11 protein-coding genes are annotated in these 12121 nt (G+C 34.6%); 7 read left to right on the forward strand and 4 right to left on the reverse strand.

Features of this window, described 5'->3' with window-relative positions; genetic code table 11:
• Nucleotides 1-7 precede the first annotated feature (7 nt).
• The 5 genes from ACYSNW_RS07625 to ACYSNW_RS07645 all read left to right on the forward strand — a co-directional run bounded on the left by ACYSNW_RS07625 (nt 8) and on the right by ACYSNW_RS07645 (nt 6751).
• On the forward strand, nt 8-1066 hold the full coding sequence (locus ACYSNW_RS07625) for a tyrosine-protein phosphatase (protein ID WP_461743890.1): 1059 nt from the start codon (nt 8-10) through the stop codon (nt 1064-1066).
• Nucleotides 1067-1200: 134 nt separating this feature from the next.
• Nucleotides 1201-4602 (forward strand): M14 family metallopeptidase, encoded by a 3402-nt coding sequence (locus ACYSNW_RS07630; protein ID WP_461743891.1) that lies wholly within the window; start codon nt 1201-1203, stop codon nt 4600-4602.
• 117 nt (nt 4603-4719) lie between these two features.
• Nucleotides 4720-5238, forward strand: a complete 519-nt coding sequence (locus ACYSNW_RS07635) for a hypothetical protein (protein ID WP_461743892.1) — start codon at nt 4720-4722, stop codon at nt 5236-5238.
• Between the two features lie 50 nt (nt 5239-5288).
• Nucleotides 5289-6104, forward strand: a complete 816-nt coding sequence (locus tag ACYSNW_RS07640) for a MerR family transcriptional regulator (RefSeq protein WP_461743893.1) — start codon at nt 5289-5291, stop codon at nt 6102-6104.
• Nucleotides 6101-6751, forward strand: coding sequence for a GyrI-like domain-containing protein (locus tag ACYSNW_RS07645; protein WP_461743894.1), 651 nt, complete (start codon nt 6101-6103; stop codon nt 6749-6751). Before ACYSNW_RS07640 ends, ACYSNW_RS07645 begins: the two co-directional genes overlap by 4 nt.
• A gap of 238 nt (nt 6752-6989) precedes the next feature.
• Here the strand turns inward: ACYSNW_RS07645 and ACYSNW_RS07650 are convergent, their stop codons facing one another.
• From ACYSNW_RS07650 to ACYSNW_RS07660, 3 genes are all read right to left on the reverse strand, one after another.
• Nucleotides 6990-7211 (reverse strand): hypothetical protein, encoded by a 222-nt coding sequence (locus tag ACYSNW_RS07650; protein ID WP_461743895.1) that lies wholly within the window; start codon nt 7209-7211, stop codon nt 6990-6992.
• 22 nt (nt 7212-7233) lie between these two features.
• Entirely contained in the window at nt 7234-7827 is a 594-nt protein-coding gene (locus ACYSNW_RS07655) for a TetR/AcrR family transcriptional regulator (RefSeq protein WP_461743896.1), read from the reverse strand.
• Between the two features lie 812 nt (nt 7828-8639).
• Nucleotides 8640-9647, reverse strand: a complete 1008-nt coding sequence (locus ACYSNW_RS07660) for an immunoglobulin-like domain-containing protein (RefSeq protein WP_461743897.1) — start codon at nt 9645-9647, stop codon at nt 8640-8642.
• Nucleotides 9648-10011: 364 nt separating this feature from the next.
• Between ACYSNW_RS07660 and ACYSNW_RS07665 the strand changes: the two genes are divergently transcribed.
• Nucleotides 10012-10305 carry a hypothetical protein gene (locus ACYSNW_RS07665; RefSeq protein WP_461743898.1) on the forward strand — a complete coding sequence of 98 codons (294 nt, stop codon included), beginning with the start codon at nt 10012-10014 and terminating at the stop codon, nt 10303-10305.
• A 103-nt stretch (nt 10306-10408) separates the two neighbouring features.
• Here the strand turns inward: ACYSNW_RS07665 and ACYSNW_RS07670 are convergent, their stop codons facing one another.
• Complete coding sequence (locus ACYSNW_RS07670; RefSeq protein WP_461743899.1) at nt 10409-10720, reverse strand: winged helix-turn-helix transcriptional regulator; 312 nt, start codon at nt 10718-10720, stop codon at nt 10409-10411.
• A gap of 332 nt (nt 10721-11052) precedes the next feature.
• On the opposite strand from ACYSNW_RS07670, the gene ACYSNW_RS07675 reads away from it, so the two are divergent.
• Nucleotides 11053-12069, forward strand: coding sequence for an NADP-dependent oxidoreductase (locus ACYSNW_RS07675; protein ID WP_461743900.1), 1017 nt, complete (start codon nt 11053-11055; stop codon nt 12067-12069).
• Nucleotides 12070-12121 lie beyond the last annotated feature (52 nt).

The raw sequence follows: 12121 nt of genomic DNA on the forward strand, positions 1-12121 counted from the left end.
TGACTAGATGAAGAATTTGATCGTTGAGTATGATGAAAAAACAAAACGAGGAAAGTTGGACTTGAAAACAGATTTTTCTGGAGAATTGGATGTTTTTATGAGTGTAGATCCCTTTCACTTTAAAAAAGCAAAGCATGGAAAAGCGATGTTTGAAAAGGGAGTCTATGATCAAGAAATAGCAACGAATGAAAAAAAGAGAATATTTTACAAAGTGATTAATCGTGGCGAAGAATATATTGGAGCCAAAAGACGTGTGCCAATTACTGGACTTTATAATTGTCGTGATTTAGGTGGTTATTCGACTGAAGATGGAAAGTTAACCAAATGGGGCATGTTTTATCGTTCAGATGCGCCAGATCATTTATCACAAGAAGATATCACCTATTTAGAACAAATGTCATTTTTTTCAGTAGTTGATTTACGTTCACCTGCTGAAATTGCGTTACGCCCAGGGAAATCGATTAATGAACGAGTTCACTATAATTTTGATCCAAACGCTGAAGTGGCTAAACAAGCGAGTGAATCGCCTGCAGAAAAATCAGCTAAAGATCAAGCGAAAGTTGAAAAATTAGTTCAACTTGCTCAAACTCAAACAGGGAAAGACCAGTTAGTTTTGATGCAGCAGCAAATGGTTGGACAGATGAATGAGCTAGTTGTTTCTGCTGAAGCTAAAGAGGCCTACAAAAATTTTCTAAAAATAATCTTAGCAGAAGAAGTCCCTATCCTTTTTCATTGTCAAGGTGGGAAAGATCGGACTGGTTGGGCTGCGGCAATTCTTTTAGGTTTGTTAGGCGTAGACAAAACGACGATTTACGAAGATTACTTACTGACAGCAATTTATAATCAGCCAAGAAATCAAAGTAGAATGGCTATTTATGAGCAATATACAGACAATTCTTTTGTGCTGAATTACCTAGCTTCATTGCAGCAAACAAAAAAAAGTTATTTAGATAGCGCATTTGAGGCAATGGAACAAAAGTATGGAACGATGGAAACATATGCAGTCAGAGCATTAGGAATTTCAGTAGAAGATTGTAAAAAGTTGAGAAGAATGTATTTATATTAGCAAATAAAGTTTGAACTAAAAAAAGTGACCCTCAAAATGTGGTATCCCCCCATTTTGAGGGTCACTTTCATTTTATAGTATAATTAAGAAAATAATGTGTTAAGAATTGATTTTAGATGATAGGAGTAAGAAGGATGGAAAACAAATTAGGCATTTATCTTGAACAAAGATCGTATTTTATTGATAAATTAGCAGTGGAATTGAGCTATATCATCGGTTTTTCTACTAGTATTATGGAATTCCCAATTTTATTTTATTCTGAAAAAAATGCCAAACAGTTAATGATTTATTTAAAAGAAGGGCAACGTTTCGAAGTGCTTCAACAAAAAAATTGTTTACTGGTAACATTTGTCGCTTCCGAAAGAGGGCTTCAGGAATGTTGTTGGTATTTTGTTCAAAATATTCCAAGTTATCAAAAAACAAATGAAAAAGCTAGACAACTTAAGGATGCGAATCCCTTTGTTTCAGCGACTGCTTCGGCACCGGAAGATCAAACGTTCTCAACGGAAAAAGCAACTGGATTAGCCGCTTTTTTTGAACTAGGAGCGGTTTTGCAAGACAAAAATCATGATTTTTTACCGGATTATATTGAGGGAACGATTTTGTTTGATGAAAAATGGACCGATGAACAATTGATAGCAGCCAGTAATTTAGCCGCTCGATTAGGAATGGAGGTCACTACTCTACACTATCCAATAGTTTCAATTGATAAAATGCGAATGTATCAGTTTGTTTTTCTTTCATCAGAAACAGAGTGTAGTTTTTCTCAAAACGACACTACCTATCAATTTAAAGGAGAGGGAGCCAATCTTTTAAGACTTTCAAAAATAATTTGTCAGTCATTTCCTACTTTAGCGGAAGGTTGTACTTGGTCAGATTATCTCGAAAAATTATCGGATTCTTTGGCAATGAAAAATCTCGATGGTGAATTAGCTTGGCTAGATGCTTCGGCGAAAAAATCAGACACAGTTGTAAAAGCGCAATTATCTCCTCGCTACCGAGAGCTGTCAGAAAAATTAACGGAAAGATACCCTGCTGTTACGTTTTGCGGCTATAAAGATCAAAAACAAGTCTATCAAAAAACCTATCAACGAACGTGGGAAGTAGATAGGTTTTATGAATTAGTGAAGCAACAATATTTTTTAGCCAGTAAACCTGGAGATCACATTGAATTGGTGGGGGCTATTAGTGAGGATTTAGCACAACGAAACCAGTTGTTTACCTGGTTAGAGCAACAAGCAGTAGCTTATCAAGTAACAATCAAAGTAACTCTCTGTTCAACTTATAAAGAAGGGTTTAGTTGGATCAAGGATGTGCTAGTACCAAAACTAAAACAACAAAAAATTCATTCGATTGAAATCGGGTTTCGTCCATTTTTACCTACAGGAGAAACTGTTTGGTTGGATGAGGATGGAAGTGTCCCCACATACTCGTTGATACGAGAAGATAATCCAGAAAAATGGTTAGACCTACCGATTCGTTTTTTGCAAGAGCTATATCCTATTGATGATATTTTAGCGACAGAACTCTCAATCCCTAGAGAAAATATTACTTTTTATGCGCTGGAAAATGCTGAAAAATATACATATAGAGTAACAGCTTTAGATGAAAATTGCGTTTCATTAAGTGAAGAAACGTGGGAAGTGCTGACCAATGAACGTCCTTATTTGGATGATTATTTGGATCAAGGGGTTGTACATCCCAACACAAGTTGGATCAAAGGTAAAATCAATGGAAAAGAAGTTTTACATGAAACCTTTCTTTCAGACTTAGAAACCGTTTGGTCAGTCTATCAAACAGAAATCCTGCCAGAGGTTAAACAATATTGTTTGAATAAACTGACAGGAAGCATTGCCGCAAACGAACAACCATTGTTTGCGCAATTGAAAATTGAGGTGTTTATCAGTGAGCCAGATGAAAAACTAGCGTCCAGACAAGATTTATATTCAGCTTTGGATGCTTTGCAAGAAGATTTTTATTTTGTAGGGCTAGATTATTTTAGACTTTTTGGACAAGAATATGGAGGTATTCCAGTAGATGCACCGGGATTAATTTTACCGATTATTCATAAAACAAGTGGGCCGCCTAAAATCATTGTGACGCTATTTGAACAGCAAGGACAAAGAAGTCAAATCGTCACAGAAACAACTACGCTTCGCCCAAAAACTGATTTACCGAAAGTTATGCTTGAAAAACTAGCTATTATTGATAATGAAATTGAAGCAGTCATTTCCATTGAAGATTCTCCAGCGCATCAAGAAGTCTGTGCCGCTTATTGTCAACTTTTTGAAGCCGGATTATTAAGTGTTCAAGACCTTTTTCAATCAGTTGATAAGGTGAAATTTAGCGTAGGAACAAAGACTTATGAGCTACGACTACCGAAAAAAGCATTAGCTGAATCCTATTTGAAAATCACTGAAATTGATTTGCTGGAAGATCAATTGATTGGTTATGAAGAATATTGTCAAATAATCGCACAATTAGCGAAAATACCAGAACTCACAGTGTATCCTATTGGAGAAACATATCAAGGACGTGTAATTCATGCAATTGAATTACAACCGAAAGCAGCTGGTTATCTCTCTAAGGTTAAGCGAATTAATCATTATCCTTCAGAAATCATTAATGCAAGACATCACGCAAATGAAGTTTCTGGTACGAATGGTGTCTTTTTACTTCTAAAAGAATTGCTTACAAATTCAAAATATCAATCAGTTGCTGAGCAAATGAATCTCGTGATGATTCCGTTTGAAAATGCAGATGGAGCTGCTTTGCATTACGAACTACAAAAAGAGCATCCTGAATGGAAATTTCATGTGGCACGATTTAATGCTTTAGGGCGGGATTTTTATTATGAATATTTCCAACCAGAAACAATTCATACAGAAGCACTTGGTTTCAGTAAGATTTGGCGAAAATGGTTGCCAGATGTGATTGTGGATAATCATGGGGTACCTAGTCATGAGTGGGAACAACCATTTTCAGGCTACACGCCGCCAGCATTTAAAGGATTTTGGCTGCCACGCGCACTTTTATACGGTTATTTTTGGTTGATCAATGACGCTCGTTTTAGCGAAAATGTCTCTATGAATCAACATTTGGAAGTTGCCATAGCTAATCGGATTAAAGAAAATCAAACTATGACTAAAGAGAATTTGGAATGGCAAGATCGATTTGAAAAATATGCGCATCAATGGTTACCAAAATTATTTCCAGCAGATTACTACAAGAATATGATCAACTATAAAATTTCTTTTGAGTATGATAAAAAACATCGCTATCCTTCTATCCGCTTTCCATGGATTACGTCTGTTTGCTACACTAGTGAAGTTACAGATGAAACCGCAGTTGGATCGTTACTGAACCTTTGTGGAGCAGTTCATAAAGTGCACGAATTAGCGGTCATTGATCAACTTTTAACGGCTCGCTACTATATAAATAACGAGCGCAAGGTTGGAGAAGGAACTTTTTATTTTGATCAGACCCGACAAAGACCGCTAATTTTAAAAGAGCAATCATCGAGTGATCAAGATTGAAATAATAATGGCTTTCTATTTGACCAATTAGAGTAGAAACGCTAATCCTTGTTTTGATTGTTTAGCCAGTATTGCTAAAACTTATTTTTTATATTTGAAGAAAGGATACTTTGGAAAATGCAGAAAGAAACAATGCGTGAACAATTAAGTGGTAAAGATTTACGCTCTATTTCGAAAGTAGATTACTTAGTGGATAAAGTTACAACCCAAGTTTTATTTGATCAATTATTTCAATTTCTTTATGATGAGGATCGCTTAGTTGTCATGAGAAGTGCAGATGCAATAGAAAAAATCACTTTAAATAAGCCGACTTTTTTGGCAACACATAAAGAAGAAGTTTTTCTTTTATGCAAGCAAGCAGAAAATAAAGAATTAAAATGGCATTTAGCTTTGCTGCTCTCAAGATTTTCTTATACTTCAGATGAAAGCGACATAATTTTTTCAATCTTAAGAAATTGGTTGTTGGATCAGAATGAAAGCCGAATTGTCCGTACAAATGCGTTACAAGCATTATATGATTTAACAGTCAACATACCATGGTTTCAAGGTGAATTTTCAAAAGTAATTAGTCAGATACAGTCAGAGGCAATCCCAGCTTTGCATGCAAGAATCAGAAAATTACAACTAAAGACTTGACTTGATACCGCACGTGAAGGTTTACACTTAGGATAGAAGGGAGTCGAACCGTGTATAAAATTAATGAGTTTTCTCGTATTACAGGCTTACCTCCTAGTACGCTTCGATATTATGATCGTGAAGGAATGCTGAGGCCAAGTTACCGAGATGAGGCAACAAATTATAGGTATTACGGACAAGAAGAATATGAAAAAGCTAAAATTTTAACGATGTTAAGAAAAAATAATTTTTCGGTTGCTGAAATGAAAGACGTTTTGCTGACTATTTCGACGTATGATGATTTACCTTTTTATTTTGCTGAAAAGAAAAAGAAGTTATTAGCAGAGATGGACAGTTTAAAGAAGCAAGTTAAAAAGCTAGAGTCGTTATCTAGTGCCTCTTTTCCGAAGAAATCAGAGCCCACATACCAAGTTTCGTTTGTTGAAATAATAGAGCAATCGTATCTTTTCAAAAATCTGGTGGGAGAGTATGAAGAAATGGGTGTTGAGGTAGATGCGTTGTATTCGAAAGCAGGTAGTCATGTGAATGGACCTCTTTTTTTATTGGATGAGTTCATAAAGGAGACAATGACTTACCGCCTTGCTTTACCCATCGCTAATCCTAAAAAATTTTCACAAGAGAATCAAGCTATTTTAAAAAGTGGAAAAGGACTTCGCGTTTATCATGAAGGTCCCTATGAGACAATCAACAATGCCTATAAATATTTGATTGATTATGTAAATAGACAAAATCTTGAAGTAGATCAGCAATTTATTACTCGATTCATTAAAGCACCAGGGAAATTATTTAGAGGAAACGAAGAGTCTTATCTTACCGAAATTATTTTACCATTGAAAATTGTAGAAAACGGAGGACACAAAGAATGAAACATGAATGGAGAAAAGTCGAAAAAGAATTATATTTGCCAAAGAAGGTACCCACTCTTATTGAAGTTCCTAAACTAAAGTATTTTACAGTTGAAGGGGCAGGAGATCCTAATGGAACTGAATTTGGAGAAGCTGTGGGGGCGTTGTATGCGATGGCTTACGGTGTGAGGATGGCACCTAAAAAAGGAATCATTCCTGAAGGTTATTATGAGTATACCGTCTATCCCTTGGAAGGTCTTTGGTCATTGAATGAAGCCGGAGTTACTCAAGTGAAACGTGAAGCTTGTTTTGATAAAAAGAACTTAGTGTTTAAACTGATGATTCGTCAACCTGATTTTGTAACACCAGAATTTGCTCAAGCAACCATGGAGCGTATTTCAAAAGATAAGCCCAATCCATACAATCAAAAAATTCATTTTGAAGAGCTTGAAGAAGGCCTGTGTTTACAGTTATTACATCTGGGTTCTTATGATACAGAACCAGAATCTTTTCAAAAAATGGATGATTATTGTCAAGAAAATCAATTGACAAGAAAATCTCCCAATCATAAAGAAATTTATCTTAGCGATCCAAGAAAATCGGCTCCTGAGAAAAATAAAACCGTTTTAAGATACAGTGTTCAAAAAGAGGCAAGTTATTTAGACTAGTGAAAAAAACTAACTTGATGCTGATAGACTCTATCAAAGAAATAAAAAACATGAGGTGGTCTAAATCCTCATGTTTTTTTATTTTAAAATTGCGTTTAGTAGAAATACGCGTAAAAAAACTGTCAACAATTTTTAAGTAGTTTGAGACAGAGATTTCCAATAAAGTTTTAATAATTTGAAAGAATCCAAGCGAATGGCCGAAAAACCATTTATCGCAGGAGATACAACCAATGATTTGTCATTCAGTGGTTGAGAGTTTACTTTCTTTTTTCAAAATAAGAGCAGATAGAACCGAAAAGCCGCCCATCAAAAAATAAGTTTTTCTTTTTGAAATTAAACCGTAACAAGTGGCTACAGTTCCAATGAGTAAATTTGTAGTAGAAGCTTTAGCTAAACATTGTTGTTTGGATTGTTGAAAAGAAACAGTAACGTTTAATGAATCGGTGATTTCAGATTCCATGCGGTTTCCTCCTGTTTTTTGATTATTCGATTACGTTGTCAATAGTAGCTTTCAAAATGAATTCAAAAACACTTTCAAAATCATTAGTGATTCGATCACGAATACTAATAATAGTTAATGTTAATAAAGTCTGGATAATTTCAACAGCTTTATTTTTGCCTATCTTAAGTTTCAAATGTGCAATTTCTAAAGCTTCTTCAAAAAAAATCAAGTTATTGATTCTAAAATCTGTTATAAAGTTTGACGATAATTTGCTAACGAAAGATAGAAAATCAGGATTTGAGAAATCATAGAGGAAAGGCGATTTTTTATATTCTTTGAATAAAAATTTCATCGCTTCAATCAAACCTATTTTGGATGGTTCAGACGTTAAAATAGCACGCCAAGTACTTTTTAAGCGATCTTGGATTTTATTTAGGGTAGCAATAAATAAGTCTTCTTTTGAGTCATATAATAAGTAAAATGAACCAGTAGAAATAGCTGCTTTGCTAGCTAATGTAGCGATTTTGGTTTTTTTATAGCCGTTAGTTCCCCAACTTTTTTCACATTCCCTACACAGGATGTCTCTTAATTCTACCTTTTTTTCTTGAGAAAATCCCTTAGTACTTGTTTTCATAAGTAGCCTACCTTTTAACTTTTAAATATATTTCTTTTAATATGTACAATTGTATATCAAATGAGAAAAATGTCAAGATTAACTTCTATTTTATTTGTTATTTGCAAATAAAATGATTGATAATAAAATATAAATGTAATTAATATATTGTTATTTTAATAAAAAAATGCATGTCTTTATAGTTTTCAAATGAATCCTAATTTGGTTGGAAAAACGGATAAACATAAGCAAAAAAATTAAAAACATCAAAGTAGCAATTTTTCGTGAGTGGTTGTTTATTGTGATAGATCCGAGCAATAAAGCAATTTGATGAGAACTCGTACCAACTTAATTTTTGAAGCTAAATACCTCTATTTTAATATTCAAGAAGAGTTAAGAAAAACAAAAAAGTGTACATTGCCTTTTTGTATGCAATGTACACTTTTCTATTTTGATTATTTGGGAAATAGGTTGGGACAAAAAGCGGTCAGCTCCGAGAACCAAGTAGGTACGATGCATCATCGAATCACTACGTTCTTCGTGGTTTATCGCAATAAGAAGGAATTTCCGAAAATTGCTCTTTAAATTTTTGGTAAATTTCGGCTTATTTCCGAAGGAGCTGCTTTTGCACCACCGTTTATCAGGTCATTAAACAATCGTTTAGAATCGAGCAATTGGACGAACCAGCAGTTATTGCGTTCTTTGCAATGAATGATGGTTAGGAAATTGCCGAGATTCTGATTGTTTTATGCCGTTTGTTCGGTTTTAAGAGATAAAACAAAAGTGTTCTTTACTTTTGTCTCACCCACGTTTTTTAAAATTGTTTTCAACACTTATTTATAAGCAATAGCGAACAAATTGATATCATCATTGATACAACTTTGTAAAGAGATTCTTTCGCCACCACCAGTTCCTACAATAAAGTCAAAGTAATTAGTGCCTGTACCGACTTCATTGCCGTAATCATCTAATTGTAGTAAAGATTGAACTGTATAAGTAGTTGGTGTTCCAGCCGCATCTGTGACAACGATTTGACTGCCAATGCTTAATGAAAAGACAGCTGAGAAGATACCAGGGTTATGTCCAATAAAATGAGTATTTTGTCCATCATCGCCAGATTGAACAGGTGCCCCTCCCCAAGTAGAAGCGACGCCATTAGGGTTTGCATCAATAATGCTTTGACCAGCACCTTGCCCACCATTTTGGTAAGGAATTACTGTACCATTCATAGTAAGAGTCATTGGTGCATAGGTTGGTGTTGTTGCGACGGGCGCTGCTTGTGTTGCTGGAGCCGTTGCTACAGGTTCTGCAGCAGGCATTTCAGCGACAGGTTGTGATTCTGGTTGAACCTCATTTTCAATCACATGGAAAACGCGATCAGTTGAGCCAACATTTCCGCTTTTATCAGTAGCTGAAAATTTAACGGTAAATGTACCAACAGTAGACGTATCTAACTCATTTTCGGCAACTAATTTACTTGTTATATCGCCGTCTACATTGTCTGTTGCAGTTACGCTATCATACACGTTTACTTCTGCTCCTTGGTAAACCGTTACTTCAGGTGCGCTAACGACTGGAGCTTCAGTGTCTTTTTTCTCAGTAACTATTTCTTTTTTTGCTGTGCTACTATCTGTTGTTTTCTTTTTGTCTTTACTTGTAGTATCTTTTTCAGTTGGTACATTTTCAATCATAGTAACTTTTGCTTTGCTTGTTTCTGCTTTTTTCTTGTCCTCAGCTTGGCCAAAGCTGTCAGTGAATGCAAATCCGACTAAGATCAAAGCAATGCCTAAAATAGTAGTGAATCCAATAATAATTAGTAGTTTGTTTGTTTTGTTTTTCATAGAAAATCCCTCCAAAAATGGCGGAGATTTTTTATTTATCGATAAACGTAAAATCTTGCGCTTGTTTATATTTGTATCATAAGCCACAGCGGTAGATTCGCCAATAAATTTCGATTTTTTTAGCTAAAATCAGCTAGTTGAAATCCCTTCTAAAAGCTGATGTAGCAACGTTTGTTCATTTTTTTCTAAACCATGAGACAATGGTGAAAGGACTAAAAATGTTAGTAAAAATAATAGTAAGATGGCTATGGTAAGAGCTGGAAAGGGAAAGAAGGAAAAGCGATTTTCTCTTTTAGTTATTCGTTTTGCTTGATATGCTATTTACAACTAATTTTAATTTCATTGTAAAAAAGGAGGCTATAAAGTGACGTCTAAAACAAACTTTAGGCTATTTGTAACTTTATTCGTTATAACTGCTTTTTCAATTACTTGTTCCATTATTGCTGCTGACAGAAATATTTCATTTTTCGTAAACAAGATTCAAGTTTTTACTAGCGCTGAGAACGGAATGATGAGCGAGACCATTCAAGTTATTCCAAGAGATACTATTTTCAGTACAGGATTATTTATCATTCCAACGTTCTTTTTGATACTTTCGTTATTCTTTTTAACTCGATTTATGGTTATTACCAAAAGAAGTAGACAGAGAATAGAATAAAAAATAATGATCTACTTAGTTTCTCCTCTATATTTAGTTACTAGAGGATTTACTAGGTAGATCATTATAATTAAACATAAACTGTACTGGTACTATGTAGTAGTTACAGCTCAAAAATATTTTCTGCTCCCCATTTTGCAAGGACATCCAGTGCGGGAACGATGTCTTGTGTTTTATCTGCTAAATAATATTCCACGTGAGGCGGGATTGTTTCAAAATTTTTTCGAATGATTAGTTGATTGGCTTCTAAACTTTTTAAAGCACGAGTCAAAGAAGTATTGGTAATTCCTTGTAACTGTCTGCGTAATTCATTGTATCGAATTCCTTCGTTTTTTGAAACAATCCAAATAATGGGTAGTTTCCATTTCCCACCTAAAGTTTTAAAAATTTGAATTCCTAAACAATCTTTTTTCAAAATGACCTTCCTTTCTATGAACTATCTGAAAATTATAGAGAAATCCGTTTATTTCAGAAATTTTAGTGAAAAGTTAAGGGATTTCTGAAACCGATAGCGGTGAATAGTTTCGTAATTCAGCTGAAATACATCGTTATAAAGCCTCGCTTGAGTTCACCTATAAGTTCCATTTTCTTTCTAAATTTCCAGAAAAATTATGAAATTAGTTGTTCTAAAGTTTTTATACAATTTTTTATTTATTAGCGTATTTGAAGGAACAAAAATGTGCGTACTTGTATAAAGTTTCCTTGGATAGTAGTATAGCATAAACTACTTTCTAAGGAGCTAAAGTAATGAAAAAAAAGGAAATGAAACAATATCAAATCGATTATTATGGTAAAAAGAGTCCGTTGCATTTAAGAATGGAACAAATTCCAGAATTAGAGGCTTTTCAAGTGTTGGTGACAATCAAGGCAATTGGCTTGAATCCATTAGACAACTATGTTCGCCTAGGAGCTTCTAAAGCATTATTATCTTATAAAATGCCTTTAGTATTAGGCAATGATTTTTCAGGAGAAATTGTGAAAATTGGTAAAAAAGTCACTGATTTTCAAGTAGGAGATGCTGTCTTCGGCTGCCGAAAGCAATCAAAAATGGGTGCTTTGGCCGATTATATTGTTGTGGATTGTGATGAAATCGAGTTGAAACCCAAAAATCTTAGTTATGAAGAAGCAGCCTCGATTCCTTTAGCTGGGCTAACGAGCTGGCAAGCGCTTAATGATTTGCTTAAAGTAAAAGCAGGAGATAAGTTGTTAGTGACGGGTGGTTCTGGCGGAGTGGGAACATTAGGGATTCAAATTGGAAAATACTTAGGCGCAACGGTCGTTACAACAGCGAGTAGTCGTGGCGCAGAACTAGTAAAATCATTAGGTGCCGATCAGATAATTGATTATGAAAATGAAACGTTAGCAGGAAATAAAGAATCCTTTGATAAAATTTTTGATACAGTTGGTGGAAAAACAACGATTGAAGCACTTAAGGCCTCCAAAGTACAAAGACAAATAGTAACGATTAGAGGGTTGCCGACTTTGCGTTACGGGAAAGAGTATCACTATCCCTTATACAAAAAAATAGTGTTTGGACTTATTAGCTCACCGGCAGTTCTAAGGGCGAAGCTCAAGCAGATTAATTATCAATTTTTGTTTTTTAAAGTACAGAAAAATGATTTAAGTCAGTTACGTTATTTACTTGAAACAGAGCAATTGATTCCAGTAATTGATCGCATTTATTCTTTTTCAGAGATGGAAGAGGCATTAAGTTATTTAGCAAAAGGACATGTGAAAGGAAAAATAGTTGTAAGTAATCGATAATAGAATGAGACATCCTGCCTGTTATTATTCAGTAAAAATTAAAAAGAAGACC

Source organism: Enterococcus sp. LJL99, from assembly GCF_054871725.1.